This window comes from Marinobacterium weihaiense (assembly GCF_019061305.1).
GTDB lineage: Bacteria > Pseudomonadota > Gammaproteobacteria > Pseudomonadales > Balneatricaceae > Marinobacterium > Marinobacterium weihaiense.
The window spans coordinates 1-19788 of record NZ_JAHQZT010000002.1 but is presented as its reverse complement, the minus strand read 5'-3'; the positions used below and the strand labels follow the sequence as shown (position 1 = coordinate 19788).

Genomic DNA, 19788 nt, shown 5'->3' with positions numbered 1-19788 from the left:
TTATGGTGGGCGTAGCTCAGTTGGTAGAGCCCCGGATTGTGATTCCGGTGGTCGTGGGTTCGAGCCCCATCGTCCACCCCATACCTCAAGCAGTATCATCAGCACAAGCTGATGCGGAAGTGGTGGAATTGGTAGACACGCTGGATTTAGGTTCCAGTGCCGCAAGGTGTGAGAGTTCGAGTCTCTCCTTCCGCACCAAGTACACCGATGCACTAATGTGGTGGGCGTAGCTCAGTTGGTAGAGCCCCGGATTGTGATTCCGGTGGTCGTGGGTTCGAGCCCCATCGTCCACCCCAGTGCAACCCTCCTGTTTGATATCCCTTTGATTTAGTTCAGAATATCTCTTCGTTTTATGTCTGCGAAAAGCCACTTAACGTGCCGTTTTGCTTGACTAATCGAGGCGCTTGCACGAAAATTTCGCGCTTTAGAATTTTGGCTCTGCTGGTCGGTCGTTCTGGTATTGAGCGAGCCTGCAGGTCGCACCATCATGCTGCAAAACTATTTGTGAGGATCTCCATGCAAGTTTCTGTTGAAACGACTTCCGGCCTTGAGCGTCAGCTGACCATCACTGTTCCGGCTGAACGCATCGACCAGGACGTTGACAAACTGGTCGCCCAGCAGGCACGTACTCGTCGTCTGGACGGTTTCCGTCCGGGTAAAGTACCGCCCAAGGTGATCAAGCGCATGTTTGGCAGCGCGATCCGTCAGGATGTCCTGGGTCAAGTGGTTCAGGAAAGCTTCTATTCTGCCGTTGAGCAGGAAAAACTGCAGCCGGCCGGTGGCCCGAACATCGAGTTCAAAAACGACAAGGAAGGTGAAGATCTCCAGTTCGTTGCCACTTTCGAAGTGTACCCGGAGATCGAACTGAAAGATCTGGCCGGTGTTGAAATCGAAAAGCAGACCGCTGAAATCACTGATGCCGACATGGATCAGATGATCGAAACCCTGCAGAAGCAGCAGGCTAACTGGGTTGAAGTTGACCGCGCCGCTGCTGAAGGCGACCGTGTGAAGATCGACTTTGAAGGTTTCGTCGATGGCGAAGCGTTCGAAGGCGGCAAGGCCGAAGGCCACGATCTGGTCCTGGGCTCCGGTTCCATGATCCCGGGCTTCGAAGATGGTCTGGCTGGTAAGAAGGCAGGTGAAGAGTTTGACCTGGAAGTGAGCTTCCCGGAAGACTATCACGCTGAAAACCTGAAAGGTAAAGCGGCTACCTTTAAGACCAAGGTACAGTCCGTTTCCGCTCAGGAACTGCCGGAGCTGAACGAAGAGTTCTTCTCTCGCTTCGGTATCGAAGAGAAAGAACTGGACGGCTTCAAAGCTGAAGTGCGCAAGAACATGGAGCGCGAACTGAAGCAGGCGCTGAAAATGAAGCTGAAGGATCAGGTCTTCAACGAACTGCTGAAAGTCAATGATATCGACGTGCCGGCAGCCCTGATCGACAGCGAAATCGACAACCTGCGTCGTCAGGCGATCCAGCAGTTCGGTGGCGAAAACGCCAATATCGACCCGAACATGCTGCCGAAAGAGATGTTTGAAGATCAGGCCAAGCGTCGCGTCAGCGTCGGCCTGCTGATCCAGGAAGTGGTCAAGGCGAACGAACTGGAAGCGGATGAAAGCCGTGTACGTGAAACAGTCGAAGAGATGGCGTCCACTTACCAGGATCCGCAGCAGGTTATCGACTGGTACTACGGCAACGACCAGATTCTGAATCAGATCAAGAGCCTGGTGCTGGAAGATCAGGTGGTTGATCATCTGGCGGCATCTGCTAAAGTCACTGAAAAGGCTGTTCCTTACGAGGAAGCCATTCAGCCGGCACCGCAGCAGGAAGACGCTGCTGAAGAAGACGAAAGCGAAGCCTGATCCGGATATCCCGGTCAGGGCGTAAGCCATAAAGGAAACGACAGTTGGCTTGGCTGACTGTCGTTTTTTCGCTTATCAGGGTAAGGAGAATGACTGCATGGCAGATATCTACACCGGGCGCGGAAACGACATCATGAATTCGGGCCTGGTCCCGATGGTAGTTGAGCAGAGTTCACGTGGTGAACGTGCCTATGATATCTACTCTCGCCTGCTCAAGGAGCGGGTGATTTTCATGGTTGGGCAGGTCGAAGACCACATGGCCAACCTGATCGTGGCCCAGTTGCTGTTTCTGGAAGCCGAAAACCCCGATAAGGATATCCATCTGTATATCAACTCGCCGGGCGGTTCTGTCACGGCGGGCATGGCCATTTACGATACCATGCAGTTCATCAAGCCGGATGTGAGCACCATGTGTATCGGTCAGGCCTGCAGCATGGGTGCCTTCCTGTTGGCCGGTGGTGCCAAGGGCAAGCGTTTTGCGCTGCCGAATGCGCGCATGATGATTCATCAGCCGTTGGGCGGTTACCAGGGTCAGGCGACGGATATTGAGATTCACACCCGTGAAATCCTGACCATCCGTGAAAAGCTGAATCGACTGCTGGCAGAGCATACCGGTCAGGATCTTGAGACCATCGTGCGTGATACCGACCGCGACAACTTCATGGATTCGAAGACAGCGGCCGAGTATGGCTTGATTGACTCGGTTTTGGATCGCCGTCTGGGCACCGACTGATGTCATCACCGTCACCGGCTACCGCTTCGGGGGTTGAAATTGTCGAGTGTCGGGCGCATACACAAGAGTAAACGGTTTTAGAGGTAATAAGATGGCAGACGAGACGACCGGCAACGGGGGCGATAGCAGCAAGCTGTTCTGCTCCTTCTGCGGCAAAAGCCAGGACGAAGTGCGTAAATTGATCGCAGGTCCCTCTGTCTTTATCTGTGACGAGTGTGTGGATCTCTGCAACGATATCATTCGTGAAGAGATACAGGAGTCTGACGAGCAGGAACCGCGCGAAAGCCTGCCCACGCCCGCAGAAATCAAGACAACGCTGGATGACTATGTGATTGGCCAGGAGCGTGCCAAGAAGGTGCTGGCCGTCGCAGTGTACAACCACTACAAGCGTCTGCGCTTCCAGCAGAAAGGCGACGTGGAGCTGGGCAAGAGCAACATCTTGCTGATCGGCCCGACCGGCAGCGGCAAGACTCTGCTGGCCGAAACCATGGCGCGTCTGCTGAATGTACCCTTCACCATCGCGGATGCCACCACACTGACCGAAGCCGGTTATGTGGGTGAAGATGTTGAAAACATCATTCAGAAACTGCTGCAGAAGTGTGACTACGATGTTGAAAAGGCCCAGCTGGGTATTGTCTACATCGATGAAATCGACAAGATTTCACGCAAGTCCGATAACCCTTCCATCACCCGCGATGTTTCCGGTGAAGGCGTACAGCAGGCACTGCTGAAGCTGATTGAGGGTACGGTGGCATCGGTTCCACCGCAAGGTGGCCGCAAGCACCCGCAGCAAGAGTTCCTGCAGGTAGACACATCCAACATTCTGTTTATCTGTGGTGGGGCCTTTGCGGGGCTGGAAAAGCTGATCCGTGACCGCAGTGAGCGGAGTTCCATTGGCTTCAATGCCGTGGTCAAGAGCAAGGATGAAAGCCGTCTGAGCGAAGTGCTACATGATGTTGAAGCTGAAGATCTGGTCAAGTTTGGCCTGATCCCGGAATTCGTCGGCCGACTACCGATGATTGCGACCCTGTCCGAGCTGGACGAGGATGCACTGATCCAGATTCTGACTGAGCCGAAGAACAGCCTGGTCAAGCAGTATCAGGCACTGTTCGAGATGGAAGGTGTCGAGGTTGATTTCCGTGAAGAGGCGCTCAAAGCCGTTGCGGACAAGGCGCTGGAGCGTCGTACCGGTGCACGTGGTCTGCGTTCCATCCTGGAGGCGACGTTGCTGGATATCATGTATCAGTTGCCATCTCTGGAGAACGTTGCCAAGGTGGTCATTGATGAAGGCGTGATCCATGGCAGCTCTGATCCGATCTTGATTTACGAAAATCAAGATGCCAAGGGCAGTGCGTAAGCATTAGACTTTAGTAGAGCATTTCGCTGAAAATCCCCGCTTTTGCGGGGATTTTTGTTTGTCTGTAACAAAATACTGACATTTCATTTTGCGCCCTATTCAGTCCGCGCCTTATAATCCCTCGGCGGTGGTTAACATCCGAACTGTTTCGGATTCAAATTTGCCGTGCCTGCTGGAATACAACGATAAGGACTGGATAGATGCTCAAACGTCGTACATTCATGGCCGCAGCGGCTGCCTGCATGCTGATGAGCCCCATTGCCCACGCTGAATACAAGGCTGAATACACGGTTTCCACAGTTTTGCCCTCGGCTTTTCCCTGGGGACAGGCGGCCGATAAATGGGTCGAGCTGGTAAAGGAGCGTTCAGAAGGGCGCATCAACATGAAAGTCTACAGCAGCGCACAGCTGGTCTCCGGTGATCAGACCAAGGAATTCTCCGCCATGCGCTCGGGCCTGATCGACATGGCCGTGGGTTCCACCATCAACTGGTCGCCGCAGGTGCCAGAGCTGAACCTGTTTTCGTTGCCGTTCCTGATGCCAGACCACAAGGCCATCGATGCCATTACTCAGGGCGAAGCCGGCGAAATGGTGTTCAAGGCGATCGAGAAGCGCGGCGTTACACCGCTGGCCTGGGGCGAGAACGGCTTCCGTCAGCTGTCGAACTCCCAGCAGGTCATTGACGAGCCCGCTGACCTCAAGGGCATGAAAATCCGTGTGGTCGGCTCGCCGCTGTTCCAGGATACTTTCAGCGCGCTGGGCGCCAATCCGACACAGATGAGCTGGGCGGATGCCAAGCCGGCCCTGACCACCGGTGCCGTTGATGGTCAGGAAAACCCGATTTCTGTCTTCGATGTGGCGCGTATCGACCAGGTGGGTCAAAAGCACCTGACGCGCTGGGGTTACATGGCGGACCCGTTGGTATTCGCGGTCAGCACCCGTGTATGGCGTCAGTTCTCGCCGGAAGATCAACAGTTGCTGAAGCAGGCGGCCATTGATGCCGGTCAGTGGGAGATCAACAAGTCTCGTGCTGAGCTGGATGAAACCCTGGCGCGCATCAAGGAACGCGGTGTTGAAGTCACCGAGTTGACCGATGAGCAGCATGCGGCATTTGTTGAAGCCACACGTTCGGTTCATGAAAAATGGACCCCGCGCATCGGTGAAGCACTGGTGCAGAAAGCGCAGGATGCAGTCGTCAACCGTGACTGATCGCACCTGAACCGTCTGAACGCCCGTCCCGGTGACGGGCGTTGTTGTCTTGAACGGAGCCGAAATGTCTACCCGACGCCCCAAGTTCAGGCCTGAAGCCTGGCTCGCTACCCTGGCGCTGATCGCTATTTGCCTGATCAGTCTGGGGAACGTCATCGTCCGCTATGCGACCGATGCATCCTTCGCATTTACCGAAGAGTTTTCGGTGTTCTTTCTGGTGCTGCTGACGTTTTCCGGTGCGGCGGTTGCTGCCCGTCACAACCAGCACATTCGCATTGAACTGATCGAGCACCATCTGCCGGCACCTCTGCTGAAAGGAGTGTATGTGCTGCAGTGGCTGGCCAGCATGATCGTGCTGGGCATCACTGCCTGGTACGGCTCGATTTTTGCGCTGGAGGAGTACCAATGGGAATCCCTGTCACCGGGGCTGGGGCTGCCGAACTGGATCTACGTGGTGTGGCTGCCACTGATGGCCGCGGCCATCATGATTCGCACGACGCAGAACCTGTTTGACCGCCTGCGAGGCAAGCAGGACGAGGAGGTGGTGCATGAGTCCTGATCTGTTGATGATCGGCAGTTTTCTGGTCGCTTTGCTGCTGGGCGTTCCGGTTGCCATTGCGCTTGGATTGGGCGGGGTCGTGGGGATTGTTGCCGGTCTGTCACCCGACATGCTGGCGACACTGGGAACCAATACCTACAACAGTGTGGCCAAGTATCCGCTCATTGCGATCCCGCTGTTTATACTGACGGGACTGATTTTCGAACGGGCCGGGGTGGCGGCCAGTCTGGTGCGCTTTGCCCAGGCGATGATTGGTCCGCGCCATGGCGGTCTTGCCGTGGTTGCCGTTTTGGTGTGTCTGATCATGGGTGGCATGAGCGGCTCAGGCCCGGCGGATGCAGCGGCTGTAGCCATGGTCATGCTGCCGAGCATGCGCAAGGCTGGTTACCCGCAACCGTTTTCCGCTACGCTGATTGCGGCATCTTCATCGACGGCGATTCTGATACCGCCTTCCATTGCCCTGATTCTGTATTCGATCGTGGTGCCGGGGGTTGACCTGCGAGCACTCTTTGCCGCAGGGCTCTTTCCGGGCGTGCTGGCGGGGCTGTCGTTGCTCGTGCCGGCCATGCTGCTGGCACGCAAGCATGGCTGGGAAAACCCAGAAGCTTCTGAAAGGCCCCCACTGTGGGAAAGTTTCAAGGCGGCACTGCCAGCACTGTTTGCCCCCGTCATCATTCTCGGCGGATTGCGCTCGGGCCTGTTTACCCCCACGGAAGCAGCGGTGGTTGCAGTGGCGTACGGTGTCATTGTCGGCAGTCTGATCTATCGCAACCTCGGTTTCCGGGATCTGATCAACCTGATCACGGAAGCGGCTGTCACTTCGGGCGTGGTGATGCTGATCATCGCACTGGCGGGCATTTTCGCCTGGGCCGGCACTACGTTGGGTACCTTCCAGCATCTGGCAGAAGGCCTGTTGTCCCTGTCGGACAACGGCTGGATATTGTTGCTGCTGGTGATGTTGCTGGTACTGCTGGCGGGCATGCTGCTGGATGCGGTTTCGATCTATTTGATTCTGATTCCGATTCTGTTGCCGCTGATGAATCACTTCGAGTGGAACCCGGTCTGGTTCGGCATTCTGTTGGCCATGAATATTGCCATTGGCCAGTTTACGCCGCCGGTAGCCGTTAACCTGATGGTCACGACGCGTATCGCCCAGATCCGGCTGGAGCATACCATGGGTTGGGCGCTGATCTTCATCGCGGCCATGGCGTGCAGCCTTTTGCTGGTCATGCTGGTGCCGGGGATTGCCCTGTGGTTGCCGGAACAGCTCGGGTATGTCGTCGGTAAGTGGTAACAGCTTTACTGCGGGTGGGGGCCACCGGTCTCTACCCGCTTTGATCCCAAGCAAAACAACCTCCTGCCTACTACCAAAGAGCCACATTCTCAGGTCCAAGGCACTATACTCGGGCATCAGTTGCGCTAGCTAAGATTGATCCGTCAATCGTTACTGCTCTTCGAGCGTGATGGGTATAACAACAAGAGGCCAAGAATATGATCTACGCACAGCCAGGACATGCAGATTCCATCGTTACACTGCAGCCGCGCTACGGTAACTTCATCGGTGGGGAATGGAAGGCCCCGGTCAAGGGTGAGTATTTCAAGAATGTCTCACCGGTTACAGGCGAAGCCTTCTGTGAAATGCCGCGCTCAACCGCTGAAGATATTGAGCTGGCGCTGGACGCCGCTCATGCCGCCAAAGACGCCTGGGGACGTACATCGGTTCAGGAACGCTCTAACATCCTGCTGAAAATTGCCGATCGCCTGGAAGAGAACCTCGAGCAGATCGCGGTTTCCGAGACGTGGGACAACGGCAAGGCCGTTCGTGAAACACTGGCGGCTGATGTGCCGCTGGCCATCGATCACTTCCGTTACTTTGCCGGTTGTATTCGTGCCCAAGAAGGTTCCATCGGCGAGATCGACGAAAATACCGTGGCCTACCACTTCCATGAGCCGCTGGGTGTTGTCGGCCAGATCATCCCCTGGAACTTCCCGCTGTTGATGGCGGCCTGGAAGATCGCCCCGGCGCTGGCTGCCGGTAACTGCATCGTGCTGAAACCGGCCGAGCAGACGCCTTGGTCAATCCTGAAACTGGTTGAAACCATCCAGGACTTGCTGCCGGCAGGTGTACTGAACGTGGTCAATGGCTTTGGTGCCGAGGCCGGTCAGGCGCTGGCGACCAGCACCCGTATCGCCAAGATCGCTTTCACCGGTTCTACGCCGGTCGGTGCGCATATCCTCAAGTGCGCCGCTGAAAACATCATTCCGTCGACTGTCGAACTGGGCGGCAAGTCGCCGAACATCTACTTTGAAGACGTCATGGATCATGAAGATGCCTTCATCGACAAGTGTGTCGAGGGTACGGTTCTGGCCTTCTTCAACCAGGGCGAAGTGTGCACCTGTCCCTCACGTCTGCTGGTACAGGAAAGCATTTACGACCAGTTTATCGAGCGCGTGATCGAACGCATCAAGAAGATCAAGCGTGGCAACCCGCTGGATACCGAAACCATGGTCGGTGCCCAGGCCTCTCAGGAACAGTTTGACAAGATTCTGGGCTACCTGGACATCGGTCGCAATGAAGGTGCGGAAGTGCTGATCGGCGGTGACAAGGAGCAGCTGGAAGGCAGCCTGGGCAGCGGCTATTACATTCAGCCGACTCTGCTCAAGGGCACTAACGACATGCGCGTGTTCCAGGAAGAGATCTTTGGCCCGGTTGTCTCCGTGACCACCTTCAAGGACGAGGCGGAAGCGCTGGCCATTGCCAACGACACCGAGTTCGGTCTGGGGGCCGGCGTCTGGAGCCGTGACATGAACCGTTCGTACCGCATGGGTCGCGGTATCCAGGCCGGTCGTGTCTGGACCAACTGCTACCACCAGTATCCGGCACACGCTGCCTTCGGTGGCTACAAGAAGTCCGGTGTAGGCCGCGAAACTCACAAAATGATGCTGGACCACTACCAGCAGACCAAGAACATGCTGGTCAGCTACGACATCAATCCGCTGGGCTTCTTCTAAGCCGCGGATCCCCCCGAAATCGCGCACAGGGACGTGCGTTCACGGCTGCTTCACCCTGGCAGCAATTGCTCTGCAGCAACATCTTTAACGGCCTTCGGGCCGTTTTTTTATGTGAGGCAAAGAGAAGGCTTTGTATGCCCAAGCGTAGCGTTTAGGTGGCCTCGATTTGACATCACGGGGATGTGTGCCCAGTGGCTGTTTGGCGCACATACCTGCGTCTGCGCTACCAAGTCACACCCGAATTCGTTCCAAAGTACCATATTGAGGCAGGGGGGCGGTTGCCTACTATCAGGGTGTCTCCAACGACATCTTGATAACAACAAAGAGGAAAGCATCATGTGGACCAAACCTGCCTTCACTGATCTGCGCATTGGCTTCGAAGTCACCATGTACTTCGCCAACCGCTAAGCGCACAGGGCAGCCCGCAAGGGCTGCCAACCTGCCTATCGCTCTTCCTACCCCCAGCGGATAACACAATAATGAAAATACAGATTTTAGGCTCAGCGGCCGGGGGCGGCTTTCCACAGTGGAACTGCAACTGTGACAACTGCAAAGGCCTGCGCAACGGCACCCTCAACGCCAAGGCCCGTACCCAATCCTCCATCGCGGCCAGCCTCAATGGACGTGACTGGATCCTGTTCAACGCCTCGCCGGATATCCGCGCTCAGCTGGAAAGCTTCGAGCCCCTGCAGCCCAAGCAGGGCAAGCGTGATACCGGTATCGCCGCCATCGTGCTGATGGATAGTCAGATCGACCACACCACCGGGCTGCTGATGCTGCGCGAAGGCTGCCCGCATCAAGTCTACTGCACCGACATGGTCAAACAGGACCTGAGCACCGGTTTCCCCGTGTTCAATATGCTCGAACACTGGAACGGCGGCCTGACGTGGAATCAGATCCCCAGTGATGCTACCTACAACGAATTTACCATTCCCGAAGTACCGGGCATTACCCTGACCGCCGTGCCGCTACGCTCCAGTGCGCCGCCGTACTCGCCGCACCGCAACGATCCGCATCCGGGCGATAACATCGGCATGCTGCTGAAGGATGATGCCACCGGACGTTCTCTGTTCTACGCACCGGGCCTGGGCCAAATTGAAGCGCATCTGCGCCCGATTATGGAAGACGCCGACTGCCTGCTGGTGGACGGCACCCTCTGGCGGGAAGACGAGATGATCCACGCGGGTGTCGGCGACAAGCTGGGCGTACATATGGGCCACCTTCCTCAATCCGGTGAGGAGGGAATGATCGCCTACCTGGATACGCTGAATAAGCCGCGCAAGGTGCTGATCCATATTAACAATACCAACCCGATCCTGATCGAAGACTCCCCCGAGCGGGGCGTACTGGCCGAGCATGGTATCGAAGTGGCCTTTGACGGCATGAGCATCGAACTCTGAGGAGAGCATCATGAGCAATACTGAACCGATGAGCCGCAGCGAATTCGAACAGGCACTGCGTGCCAAAGGCGACCTCTACCATATTCATCACCCATATCACGTCGCCATGTATGCCGGGCAGTCTACACCCGAGCAGATCCGTGGCTGGGTCGCCAACCGTTTCTACTATCAGGTGAATATTCCGCTCAAGGACGCGGCGATTCTGGCCAACTGCCCGCATCGCGATGTGCGACGCCAGTGGCTGCAGCGCATCATGGACCACGACGGTTACGATGGCGCCGTGGGCGGCATCGAAGCCTGGCTGCAGCTGGGTGAAGCGGTAGGCCTGACCCGTGACGAAATTCTCTCCCACGAGCATGTGTTGCCGGGCGTGCGTTTTGCGGTGGATGCTTATGTGAACTTCGCTCGCCGCGCCACCTGGCAGGAAGCGGCCAGCTCCTCGCTGACCGAGCTGTTTGCACCGCATATCCACCAGTCCCGTCTGGATACCTGGCCGACGCACTACCCCTGGATCAAGGCCGAGGGCTATCAGTACTTCCGCAACCGCCTCACCGAAGCGCGCCGCGACGTGGAACATGGCCTGCAGATTACGCTGGATCATTACACCACCCGCGCCGAGCAGGACCGCATGCTGGAAATTCTGCAGTTCAAGCTGGATGTACTCTGGAGCATGCTGGACGCCATGAGCATGGCGTATGAACTGGAGCGTCCACCGTACCATACGGTGACGCAGGCAAGGGTCTACCACCGAGGGCTGTTCAATGACTAAACCGACCCTGGCGCACACGCCCTGCCTGAACCCCATGTTTCGATTTCAGTGGGAAGAGGCGCAGAACTGTCATGTGCTGCTGTATCCGGAAGGCATGATCAAGTTGAATGACAGCGCGGGTGCCATCCTCAGTGAAATCACCGGCGAGCAGGACTGCGCGGCCATCATTCAAGCGCTGGAAGCGCGTTTTCCCGAGGCCGGCGAGCTGGGCCCGGATGTGCTGGAGTTTCTGGAGGTTGCCCATGAGCAAAACTGGATCCGCTATGCCTGAGCCGACAGGGCCTAAGCAAAGCGCAGCACCGGCCGTTGCCCCCCAGAGCCCGCCGCTCTGGCTGCTGGCCGAGCTGACCTACAAATGCCCGCTACAGTGTCCTTATTGCAGCAACCCACTGGATTTTGCCGACCACGGCGAAGAGCTGACCACCGAACAGTGGATCGATGTATTCCGCCAGGCGCGCAAGATGGGCGCCGCCCAGCTGGGCTTTTCCGGCGGCGAGCCGCTGGTGCGCCGGGATCTTGAACAGCTGATCGCCGAAGGGCGCAAGCTGGGCTATTACACTAACCTGATTACCTCCGGCATCGGCTTGAACGCCGACCGGATCGCCGCCTTTCGTGAAGCCGGACTGGATCATATTCAGATCAGCTTCCAGGCGTCGGATGAAACGGTCAACAACATGTTGGCCGGCTCCGACAAGGCGTTCCAGCAGAAACTGAAGATGGCGCGTGAAGTCAAAGCCCAGGGCTACCCCATGGTGCTCAACTTCGTCACCCACAAGCACAACATCGACCGCATTGACCGCATCATCGAGCTGTGTGTGGAACTGGAAGCGGATTTCGTCGAGCTGGCCACCTGCCAGTATTACGGCTGGGCCTACGAGAACAAGGAATCCCTGTTGCCGACCCGGGCACAGCTGGAACGGGCCGAGCGCATTACCAACGAATACCGTGACAAGCTCGCCGCCGCAGGCAACCCGATCAAGCTGATCTTCGTGACCCCCGACTATTACGAAGAGCGCCCGAAAAAATGTATGAACGGCTGGGGCGAGATCTTCCTGACTGTGACGCCGGACGGCACCGCGCTGCCCTGTCACAGTGCCCGCATGCTGCCGATCGAGTTCCCCAATGTGAAGGACAGCAGCCTGCAGCATATCTGGCGCGATTCTTTCGGCTTCAATCACTTCCGCGGCGATGACTGGATGCAGGAACCCTGTCGCTCCTGTGATGAGAAGGAGCTCGATCTGGGGGGCTGTCGCTGCCAGGCCTATATGCTGGCCGGAGACATGAACGCTGCCGATCCGGTGTGTAGCAAATCACCGCATCATCAGACGATTCTCGACGCCCGCGCCGCCGCCGAGAACAGCGGTGAAGACAGTCCGATCACCTTTCGCAATGAACGTAACTCCCGTGTATTCGCCCGCGGCTGAACCTCTCAGTGCCGAAGCCGCCGTTGCCGCGATCCATGACTACTCGGGGCTGAGGTTTCATCAGGGGCAGCTGCTGGGGGTGAGTTTTGATGCGGCCAGTGGGCGCAACCGCCTGTGTCGGTTCGTTGAGGGCACAGCGGTTAGCCTGCTGCCCGAGCGTTTCAGCGTGCGCAGTCGCGTGCATGAATATGGCGGCGGCGCCTGGTGCCTGGCCGGTGATCGGGCCTGCTTCGTGAACGACAAGGACCAGCAGATCTGGCAACTGGATGTGACGCTCGGGGGCATGAATGCACAGGGTTTGAGAGCAGGGGGCTGGGCCTGCGAACCCCTGCGCCTGACCCGGGCCGAACAGACCCGTTTTGCCGACCTGCAGTTCGATGCCGATCGAGCGCGCCTGATCGCCATCAGCGAAACCCACCCGGCAGCGGGAGAGGCCATCAATCGATTGGTCAGCATTGCCTTGTCAGGCGCTTCACAGGGGCAGGCGATCACCCTGGCCGAAGGTGCCGACTTCTACAGTTCACCGGCGCTGAGCCCCGACGGTCGCCAACTGGCCTGGATCGAGTGGGATCACCCGCATCAACCCTGGCTCGATACCCGTTTGATGCTGGCGCAGCTTGATGAGCAGGGCAGGGTGCAGCAGGTACGCCGGTTACATATTATAGCCGGTGCGGATGGGGCCATCGCCTGGGCACAGCCACGTTTTGCGCCGGATGGGCGTCTGCATGCAGTGGCCGATGCCGACAACTGGTGGCGGCTCCATGTGCTGGCGGGCACCGATATGCAGCCGCTGCCGGGTGAACCGCCGGCCGCAACCGAATTCACCACCGCACCCTGGCAGTTTGGCCTGAGCACTTATGGCTGGACGCCCCGGGGTGAGTTGATCGCCATCGGCCAATGCGAAGGCTATTCGCGCCTGTGGCGGCACCATGGCACGACCTGGCTGCCATTCGAGCTGGGTGTCATGCCATCGCGGCTGCATGCGCTGGTATGTGCAGATGAGCAGCTGGCCTGTGTGGCCGAATTTGGTGATCGGCTGCCGGGGCTGTTACATGTCGATACCGGCTTGGCGGCCGATGACCTGCATCAGTGCCGCCTGTTGCACGGTGGCACTCGGCCCGACTTTGCTGTCAGCCTGCCGCTGAGCCAGTCTGCCAACCTGCCGGATTCGGAAGGGCGGGTGCCGTACTTTCTCTATCGCCCTCAGGGCGCACCGGCCGATCAACGTCTGCCTCTGGTGATCTGGACCCACGGCGGTCCCACCGCCAGCACCGCACCGGTGTTCAGGCCCGCCATCCAGTTCTGGACCCAGCGCGGCTTCATGATCGCCGATGTGAACTATCGCGGCAGCACCGGTTATGGCCGAGATTATCGTCTGGCACTGGCCGGGCGCTGGGGCATCACCGATGTCGACGATGTACAGGCGGTGGCCCGTTCCCTTATCGATCAGGGCCTGGCGGACCCTCGAGCCGTGTTCATTCGGGGCAACAGCGCTGGTGGCTTTACCACTCTCAATGCACTCTGCCATTCGGAGCTGTTCAGCGGGGGGGCCAGCCTCTATGGCGTCAGTGACCCGGCCCGGCTCAATGCGCTGACCCACAAGTTCGAGTCCCGTTACCTGTACTGGCTGATCGGTGACCCCGAGTGTGATGCGGCCCGTTACCGTCAGCGAGCGCCGCTGCAGCAGGCCCATCGAATCCGCGTGCCGGTGATCTTCTTTCAGGGCGAGCAGGATCGCGTGGTGCTGCCGGAACAGACCCGTGCCATGGCCGCTGCCCTGAGTGCCAAGGGTGTTCCGGTGGAAACGCACTACTTTGCCGAGGAAGCTCACGGCTTTCGCCAGCCTGCGAATCAGGCGGCCGTGCTGAAGAGGGAGTTGGCGTTTTACCGCCATATCATCGCCATGGCATGATCGGTTGTGTAACCGTTCCGTGAACGCTCGGGCCGTTATGCCGCTTTCAATGTCGGGAACAGGAGTCGGCCTATGGGCTATCAACTGAGTGTGCGTGCCTTAAGTCTGACCGTCCTGGCCATGCTGGCCTTTGCGGGCAACTCCCTGTTGTGCCGTATCGCTCTGACGGAAACCGCCATTGATGCCGCCAGTTTCACCAGCGTTCGCCTGGTGTCGGGCGCGTTGGTGCTGGCGCTGCTGGTGCAGTTGTTCAAGCGGGAGGCCTCTGGTTCTGGCAACAACCTCTCCGCGCTGGCGCTATTCCTCTATGCTGCCTGCTTTTCCTTTGCCTACCTCACGCTGGACAGCGGCATGGGTGCGCTGATTCTGTTCGGTGCCGTACAGGCGAGCATGATCGGTTTCGGGCTCTGGCGGGGCGAACGGTTCTCACTGCTGCAACTGCTGGGCCTGCTATTGGCACTGGGCGGGTTGATCGCGCTGCTGTGGCCGGGTGTTTCGGCACCCCCGCTGACCGGTGCGTTGCTGATGCTGGTCGCTGGCGTCGCCTGGGGCGTGTATTCGCTGCGGGGTCGGCAGGGGGGCGATCCGACACGGGTCAGCGCCGGTAACTTTCTCAGGACAGTGCCGCTGGCGGTGGCGCTCAGCCTGGTCATGCTGGCCGACCTGCAGGTTGATACGGCGGGGTTGTCCTATGCCGTGGCCTCCGGTGCGCTGGCATCGGCGTTGGGGTATGCCATCTGGTATACGGCCTTGCCGTTACTCAAAGCCAGCCATGCGGCCACGGTACAGCTGAGTGTGCCGGTCATCGCCTCGGTGGGCGGCGTGCTGTTGCTGGATGAGGCCCTGACCCTGCGCCTGGTGCTGGCGGCCATCGCCATTCTGGGCGGCATTGCGCTGGTGATTCTGGAGCGGCGCTGAGGACTAGCCCTTGTCCAGAGCTTCGGCAGGCTGGCGGTTGCCAGTCTGATGTTGTAACGGTTCAGTGCCCGTCTTTGTTGCGGCCGCGCCGAGTGACGCCACTGAGCACTTTATCGCCCAGGCGACGCGTCCCCTTACCTAGACGGCCCACACCGGATAAACCGGTGCGGGTCAAGTTGCCCGCTGTTTGACTAATGCGGCTGCCCAGCCGGAAACCGGCAGCATCGTCAAAAATGGCTTTTATACGGTCGCGCGCCTCTTGCTCGCGTGTGTCGACATGACCACCCAACGCAATGATTCGATCCAGAAAACGCAGGATCTCGGCACTCATGGAGCGGTAGTTGCAATCGGGGTTATCCTTCTTATACGACGCCAGCTTGCGAGCCACGTCCTCCAGGCTATGCTGCTCCAGTTCATGGCTGATTTTTGCCAGACCGGCCTGAACAAAGTCGGCGTCATAGCCCCAGTCATTCACGAAGTAGTGGCTGATCAACGCTCGTTCGGCATCATCAACCGGTGCGTCAATTGCAGCCAGCTTCATGCCCAGGGTGGCGATCATGTCGAACAGGCCCACGGCCAGCAGATCGAGTGGAGTATTGATGAATTCCGGAATCACCTTCACGCGGGATGAATTGCCGCGCACAAACTTCTTGCCAATGATCACGCTAAGGCCTGCACCCAGAGCACCGGCTGCAATGGCCCAGCCCAGCGGCGTAACCGCTGTCCCCAGACCCAGAGCGCCGAGCAGGCCGCTGGGGGCAAAAAAGGTGCTGGCCACAAACGATGACTTCGCAATGGCCGCTCCGGTAATGGCCCCGTTGCCGGCATCCAGCGCATCCAGCAGATAGCGCTTCAGTTTCAATGATGCAAAGGCTTCTTCACCGATATCCAGCTGCGCCTTGAAACGCAGATCGTTGGCGACGACCTGTTCAATGCCGTCGCTCCATGTCATGTCATCCGTTTGAGTCATGGTGTGCACCACCCCTGCTATACGCCCGTTTCAGGCCGGTAGCTATTCAATCACTTCAGTTTACACCAGAGCAAACGCAATTCGAAAACGGGCTCAAGGGCCAATATCCGGCCTGTTTCACTGCTTTGATCAATCAAATCAGCCCCTTGCTCTTCACTTTTGTTCGGCTCTGGTAAACTATGGCGCCAAGTGTGCAGTAACCGAGCCCGGCTCGCCTTCAAAGCAGCAGAGATGTGGGACATGACGGCGCACGTTTTTTCCGTCGTCGGGCACGCATGTATGTATGGCCCACACACCTCTGAATACGATAACTGACCGGAGTGTTTTCGATGAAACCTTCAAAGACCCTGAAAAAACTGTTGGCCACGGCCGTGGCAGCGAGTGCACTGAGCGTTTCGGCCGTGCAAGCCGATCAGCTGTATGTGGCCACGACGGCAATAGTGGAGCATGCGGCGCTAGACTCCGTACGCGATGGCATCAAGGAAACGCTGGCGGAAAACGGTTACACCGATCAAAACCTGAAATTTACCTACGAGAGCGCCCAGGGCAATCCGGCCATTGCCGCGCAAATCGCGCGAAAGCTGGTGGGTGAACAGCCGGACGTGCTGGTCGGTATCTCCACGCCGTCAGCACAGAGCCTGGCCAGCGCCACACGCGACATTCCGGTCGTATTCTCCGCCGTGACCGATCCGCTGGCCGCTAAGCTGGTTCGCAGCCTGGAAGCGCCGGGCGGCAATGTGACCGGTCTGTCCGACAAGACGCCGGTGGCCCAACACCTGGAAATGATCAAAGAGTTTGTACCCGAGCTGCAGCGCCTGGGCGTGCCGTACAACCCGGGCGAGCCCAATGCCGTGGCGATCGTTGAGATTCTGAAACAGGAAGCGGCCAAGCAGGGGATCGAAATCGTGGAAGCGCCGGCACCCAAATCTTCCGATGTGATGATGGCGTCGCAGAAGCTGATCGGCAATGTCGAAGCGATCTACTGCCCGACTGACAACACCATCCTGACAGCACTGGAGTCTGTGGTAAAAGTCGGTATCGACGGCCGCATCCCGGTATTCTCCGGTGATACCGGCTCGGTCAAGCGGGGCGCCGTCGCGGCACTGGGCTTTGACTATTACGATATCGGTCGCCAGACCGGCGATGTAATCGTGCGCATCCTCAAGGGTGAAAAAGCGGGTGACATTCCCGTGCGCGTCGCCACCGGCTCCGACCTGTATGTGAATGCCAAAATGGCACCGCGCATGGGTATCGAAATTCCTCCGGCCGTGCTTGAGCGTGCCACCAAAATAATCCAGTAACACCTGCCCCGGCTCGGCTGAACCGGCCGTGCCGGGTTGTGATACCTGACAAGGCAAAACCTTATGTCTCTCTTTTCCTTCATGGGCACGCTGGAGATCGGTTTCATCTTCGGCCTGGTGGCGATCGGGGTCTACCTGACGTTCCGTGTGCTTGATTTTCCCGACCTGACCGTAGACGGCAGCTTTACCCTGGGTGCCGCCATTGCCGCGGCCCTGATCATCAGTGGCGTTAACCCCTATCTGGCGACACTCTGCGCCGTCTTTGGCGGTGCCGCCGCAGGCCTGGTGACCGCCTGGCTCAACCTGCGCTTCAATATATTGCACCTGCTGGCCAGTATTCTGACCATGACGGCGCTCTACACCATCAACCTGCGCGTGATGGGTAAACCCAACCTGGCCCTGATAACCGAACCGACCGTACTGTCCCCGTTCGAGTCCCTGGGCATCCCCAACATGTACCTCAAGGTGATCTTCGTCGGGCTGGTTGTTCTGGCGGTCGGCCTGCTGATCGCCTGGTTCCTCAATACACAGTACGGCATGGCGATGCGCGCCACCGGTGCCAACCCGCGCATGGCGCAGGCCAACGGCATCGTGGTGAATCAGAAAATCTACGCCGGCCTCGCGCTGTCCAATGCGCTGGTCGCCATGGCGGGCGCACTCTTTGCCCAGACCAACGGTTTTGCCGACTCCACCATGGGCATCGGCACCATTGTGGTGGGCCTGGCGGCCGTGATCGTGGGCGAAAGCCTGCTCAACAGCCGCTCCATGCTGATCATTGTTCTGGGCTGTATCATCGGCTCGCTGCTGTACCGCTTGGCTATCGCGCTGGCGCTGAATGCCGATTTCATCGGTTTCACCACCTCCGACCTCAACCTGATCACCGCCGTGCTGGTGGGCCTGGCTCTGATCCTGCCGCAGCTGCGCCGTGAGTGGAAAGCCCGCAAGGCCGCCAAGGGAGATGCCGCATGATCCGCTGTGAACAGATCAAAGTCACCTTCAACCCGGGTATGGCAACCGAAAAACGTGCCCTGCGCGGGGTCGATCTGACCATCCCCCAGGGCGAGTTCGTCACCGTTATCGGCTCCAACGGCGCCGGAAAGTCCACGCTGCTCAACACCATCGCCGGTGACATCCGCTGCTCGTCCGGCAAACTCAGCTTTGATGACCGCGACGTCACCGGCCTGTCGGCCGCCGCCCGCACCGCGGACGTGGCCCGCGTCTTCCAGGACCCGCTGGCAGGCACCTGTGGTCAAATGACCATCGAAGAAAACATGGCCCTGGCCTACGGTCGCGGCAAGCGTGGCGGCCTCAAGCTGGCGCTGAACGAACGCCTGCGCAAACTCTTCCGCGAACAGCTGGCACGGCTCAACCTGGGCCTGGAAGACCGCCTGGACGCCCAAATGGGCTTGCTCTCGGGCGGCCAGCGTCAGTCCGTCAGCCTGCTGATGTCCGCCCTGCAGCCGAGCAAGATCCTGCTGCTGGACGAACACACCGCCGCGCTGGACCCGAAAACCGCTGCCCTGGTGATGGAGATCACCGACCAGATCGTGGCCGAGAAACAGCTCACCGTGCTGATGGTGACTCACTCCATGCGCCAGGCGCTGGACCACGGTACCCGCACCATCATGATGCACGAAGGCCAGGTTGCCTTTGACCTGGCCGGTGAAGAACGCAGCAACTACGGCGTGAAAGACCTGCTCAACCTGTTCGCCCAGATCCGCCCCGACGGGGAAGAACTGGACGACGACAAACTGCTGCTGGGTGCCTGACACCGGCCCGGCAGACCCCCAACAGAGTGCTCAGACCTTGGTCGGTATGAGCACTCTGTTGCTTTATCCAAACACTCAATCAGGTTAAGCTCGTATCAATAGCCAGTGGCATGGAGTTGGCCACTGCACGGAACCCCCTCAGGCAGATAACAGGGAAGTGGCCATGCCAGCCACCGTCACAGCCCCAAGCGGTACAAATCATCATAAGAACAGTCCATTTTCTGCGGATGCGAACACCTGTCTGCCGGATATCCGCTGGGTGATGTTCTACAAGAGAAACTACCTTTTTGATGCCTGTTTGAAATCTACTGCTTTGATTTATATAGGTTTTATTTTGGTTGGCAGAATTAAAAAGTATACCCACTAATAATTATTTATGAGGTAGCAGACCTCATAAATGGACTGTTAAATGACTAAGGAGATACCGTGAGCAAAGAAGCTCAAGTTGAACAGGAAGCAACTTTAGAAAGGTTGCCAGCAGTGCCGCCTGGTGATGTTGATGCATTGAAAGCATTGTTCAAAATAGCTTTAGAAAAAAGAGATTTTGAAATAACTCAACTGGTTCAGAGAAATAACTTCTTCATGATTTTTCAAGG

The 19788-nt window shown here is 58.2% G+C and carries 19 protein-coding genes and 3 tRNA genes; 21 read left to right on the top strand and 1 reads right to left on the bottom strand.

The window, feature by feature from the left end; all coding sequences use genetic code 11:
* Window positions 1–5 precede the first annotated feature (5 nt).
* The 17 genes from KTN04_RS01935 to KTN04_RS01855 all read left to right on the top strand — a co-directional run bounded on the left by KTN04_RS01935 (window position 6) and on the right by KTN04_RS01855 (window position 15152).
* Window positions 6–81: transfer RNA gene (locus KTN04_RS01935), tRNA-His, on the top strand.
* 32 nt (window positions 82–113) lie between these two features.
* Window positions 114–198, top strand: a tRNA-Leu gene (locus KTN04_RS01930).
* 22 nt (window positions 199–220) lie between these two features.
* A tRNA-His gene (locus KTN04_RS01925) sits at window positions 221–296 on the top strand.
* A gap of 220 nt (window positions 297–516) precedes the next feature.
* Entirely contained in the window at window positions 517–1860 is a 1344-nt protein-coding gene (tig, locus tag KTN04_RS01920; RefSeq protein WP_217333525.1) for a trigger factor, read from the top strand.
* Window positions 1861–1957: 97 nt separating this feature from the next.
* The gene (gene clpP, locus KTN04_RS01915; protein WP_217333524.1) at window positions 1958–2593 is read left to right on the top strand and encodes an ATP-dependent Clp endopeptidase proteolytic subunit ClpP; all 636 of its coding nucleotides are present in this window, start codon (window positions 1958–1960) and stop codon (window positions 2591–2593) included.
* Between the two features lie 91 nt (window positions 2594–2684).
* Complete coding sequence (gene clpX, locus KTN04_RS01910) at window positions 2685–3950, top strand: ATP-dependent protease ATP-binding subunit ClpX (RefSeq protein WP_217333523.1); 1266 nt, start codon at window positions 2685–2687, stop codon at window positions 3948–3950.
* A 221-nt stretch (window positions 3951–4171) separates the two neighbouring features.
* On the top strand, window positions 4172–5158 hold the full coding sequence (locus tag KTN04_RS01905) for a DctP family TRAP transporter solute-binding subunit (protein WP_254262329.1): 987 nt from the start codon (window positions 4172–4174) through the stop codon (window positions 5156–5158).
* Between the two features lie 64 nt (window positions 5159–5222).
* Window positions 5223–5717 (top strand): TRAP transporter small permease, encoded by a 495-nt coding sequence (locus KTN04_RS01900; protein ID WP_217333521.1) that lies wholly within the window; start codon window positions 5223–5225, stop codon window positions 5715–5717.
* Window positions 5707–7011, top strand: coding sequence for a TRAP transporter large permease (locus KTN04_RS01895; protein ID WP_217333520.1), 1305 nt, complete (start codon window positions 5707–5709; stop codon window positions 7009–7011). The genes KTN04_RS01900 and KTN04_RS01895 overlap by 11 nt, the downstream gene beginning before the upstream one ends.
* A gap of 197 nt (window positions 7012–7208) precedes the next feature.
* Complete coding sequence (gene exaC / locus KTN04_RS01890) at window positions 7209–8729, top strand: acetaldehyde dehydrogenase ExaC (protein ID WP_217333519.1); 1521 nt, start codon at window positions 7209–7211, stop codon at window positions 8727–8729.
* 336 nt (window positions 8730–9065) lie between these two features.
* Complete coding sequence (pqqA, locus tag KTN04_RS01885) at window positions 9066–9137, top strand: pyrroloquinoline quinone precursor peptide PqqA (RefSeq protein WP_003253598.1); 72 nt, start codon at window positions 9066–9068, stop codon at window positions 9135–9137.
* Between the two features lie 71 nt (window positions 9138–9208).
* Window positions 9209–10129, top strand: a complete 921-nt coding sequence (pqqB, locus tag KTN04_RS01880) for a pyrroloquinoline quinone biosynthesis protein PqqB (protein ID WP_217333518.1) — start codon at window positions 9209–9211, stop codon at window positions 10127–10129.
* Window positions 10130–10139: 10 nt separating this feature from the next.
* Window positions 10140–10898, top strand: a complete 759-nt coding sequence (gene pqqC / locus KTN04_RS01875) for a pyrroloquinoline-quinone synthase PqqC (RefSeq protein WP_217333517.1) — start codon at window positions 10140–10142, stop codon at window positions 10896–10898.
* A complete protein-coding gene (gene pqqD, locus KTN04_RS01870; RefSeq protein ID WP_217333516.1) occupies window positions 10891–11169 on the top strand; it encodes a pyrroloquinoline quinone biosynthesis peptide chaperone PqqD in 279 nt (92 codons plus the stop codon). Before pqqC ends, pqqD begins: the two co-directional genes overlap by 8 nt.
* Window positions 11162–12322: a pyrroloquinoline quinone biosynthesis protein PqqE gene (gene pqqE / locus KTN04_RS01865; RefSeq protein ID WP_217333691.1), complete on the top strand. Its 1161-nt coding sequence runs from the start codon at window positions 11162–11164 to the stop codon at window positions 12320–12322. The genes pqqD and pqqE overlap by 8 nt, the downstream gene beginning before the upstream one ends.
* A complete protein-coding gene (locus tag KTN04_RS01860) occupies window positions 12288–14234 on the top strand; it encodes a S9 family peptidase (protein ID WP_217333515.1) in 1947 nt (648 codons plus the stop codon). The genes pqqE and KTN04_RS01860 overlap by 35 nt, the downstream gene beginning before the upstream one ends.
* A gap of 72 nt (window positions 14235–14306) precedes the next feature.
* The gene (locus KTN04_RS01855) at window positions 14307–15152 is read left to right on the top strand and encodes a DMT family transporter (RefSeq protein ID WP_254262316.1); all 846 of its coding nucleotides are present in this window, start codon (window positions 14307–14309) and stop codon (window positions 15150–15152) included.
* Between the two features lie 61 nt (window positions 15153–15213).
* Here the strand turns inward: KTN04_RS01855 and KTN04_RS01850 are convergent, their stop codons facing one another.
* Window positions 15214–16122 carry a hypothetical protein gene (locus KTN04_RS01850; RefSeq protein WP_217333514.1) on the bottom strand — a complete coding sequence of 303 codons (909 nt, stop codon included), beginning with the start codon at window positions 16120–16122 and terminating at the stop codon, window positions 15214–15216.
* Between the two features lie 329 nt (window positions 16123–16451).
* Here KTN04_RS01850 and KTN04_RS01845 point away from each other — a divergent pair, with 329 nt between their 5' ends.
* The 4 genes from KTN04_RS01845 to KTN04_RS01830 all read left to right on the top strand — a co-directional run bounded on the left by KTN04_RS01845 (window position 16452) and on the right by KTN04_RS01830 (window position 19559).
* Complete coding sequence (locus tag KTN04_RS01845; RefSeq protein ID WP_217333513.1) at window positions 16452–17423, top strand: ABC transporter substrate-binding protein; 972 nt, start codon at window positions 16452–16454, stop codon at window positions 17421–17423.
* Between the two features lie 63 nt (window positions 17424–17486).
* Complete coding sequence (locus tag KTN04_RS01840; protein ID WP_217333512.1) at window positions 17487–18392, top strand: ABC transporter permease; 906 nt, start codon at window positions 17487–17489, stop codon at window positions 18390–18392.
* The gene (locus KTN04_RS01835; RefSeq protein WP_217333511.1) at window positions 18389–19192 is read left to right on the top strand and encodes an ABC transporter ATP-binding protein; all 804 of its coding nucleotides are present in this window, start codon (window positions 18389–18391) and stop codon (window positions 19190–19192) included. Before KTN04_RS01840 ends, KTN04_RS01835 begins: the two co-directional genes overlap by 4 nt.
* Window positions 19193–19355: 163 nt before the next feature.
* Window positions 19356–19559, top strand: a complete 204-nt coding sequence (locus tag KTN04_RS01830) for a hypothetical protein (RefSeq protein WP_217333510.1) — start codon at window positions 19356–19358, stop codon at window positions 19557–19559.
* Window positions 19560–19788: the final 229 nt, after the last annotated feature.

What these genes read in the sequence shown, in the direction of transcription:
- tig (WP_217333525.1), top strand. Translation starts at nt 517, where the DNA reads ATGCAAGTTTCTGTTGAAACGACTTCCGGCCTTGAGCGTCAGCTGACC.
- clpP (WP_217333524.1), top strand. Translation starts at nt 1,958, where the DNA reads ATGGCAGATATCTACACCGGGCGCGGAAACGACATCATGAATTCGGGC.
- clpX (WP_217333523.1), top strand. Translation starts at nt 2,685, where the DNA reads ATGGCAGACGAGACGACCGGCAACGGGGGCGATAGCAGCAAGCTGTTC.
- KTN04_RS01905 (WP_254262329.1), top strand. Translation starts at nt 4,172, where the DNA reads ATGGCCGCAGCGGCTGCCTGCATGCTGATGAGCCCCATTGCCCACGCT.
- KTN04_RS01900 (WP_217333521.1), top strand. Translation starts at nt 5,223, where the DNA reads ATGTCTACCCGACGCCCCAAGTTCAGGCCTGAAGCCTGGCTCGCTACC.
- KTN04_RS01895 (WP_217333520.1), top strand. Translation starts at nt 5,707, where the DNA reads ATGAGTCCTGATCTGTTGATGATCGGCAGTTTTCTGGTCGCTTTGCTG.
- exaC (WP_217333519.1), top strand. Translation starts at nt 7,209, where the DNA reads ATGATCTACGCACAGCCAGGACATGCAGATTCCATCGTTACACTGCAG.
- pqqB (WP_217333518.1), top strand. Translation starts at nt 9,209, where the DNA reads ATGAAAATACAGATTTTAGGCTCAGCGGCCGGGGGCGGCTTTCCACAG.
- pqqC (WP_217333517.1), top strand. Translation starts at nt 10,140, where the DNA reads ATGAGCAATACTGAACCGATGAGCCGCAGCGAATTCGAACAGGCACTG.
- pqqD (WP_217333516.1), top strand. Translation starts at nt 10,891, where the DNA reads ATGACTAAACCGACCCTGGCGCACACGCCCTGCCTGAACCCCATGTTT.
- pqqE (WP_217333691.1), top strand. Translation starts at nt 11,162, where the DNA reads ATGCCTGAGCCGACAGGGCCTAAGCAAAGCGCAGCACCGGCCGTTGCC.
- KTN04_RS01860 (WP_217333515.1), top strand. Translation starts at nt 12,288, where the DNA reads ATGAACGTAACTCCCGTGTATTCGCCCGCGGCTGAACCTCTCAGTGCC.
- KTN04_RS01855 (WP_254262316.1), top strand. Translation starts at nt 14,307, where the DNA reads ATGGGCTATCAACTGAGTGTGCGTGCCTTAAGTCTGACCGTCCTGGCC.
- KTN04_RS01850 (WP_217333514.1), bottom strand. Translation starts at nt 16,122, where the DNA reads ATGACTCAAACGGATGACATGACATGGAGCGACGGCATTGAACAGGTC.
- KTN04_RS01845 (WP_217333513.1), top strand. Translation starts at nt 16,452, where the DNA reads ATGAAACCTTCAAAGACCCTGAAAAAACTGTTGGCCACGGCCGTGGCA.
- KTN04_RS01840 (WP_217333512.1), top strand. Translation starts at nt 17,487, where the DNA reads ATGTCTCTCTTTTCCTTCATGGGCACGCTGGAGATCGGTTTCATCTTC.
- KTN04_RS01835 (WP_217333511.1), top strand. Translation starts at nt 18,389, where the DNA reads ATGATCCGCTGTGAACAGATCAAAGTCACCTTCAACCCGGGTATGGCA.
- KTN04_RS01830 (WP_217333510.1), top strand. Translation starts at nt 19,356, where the DNA reads ATGCCAGCCACCGTCACAGCCCCAAGCGGTACAAATCATCATAAGAAC.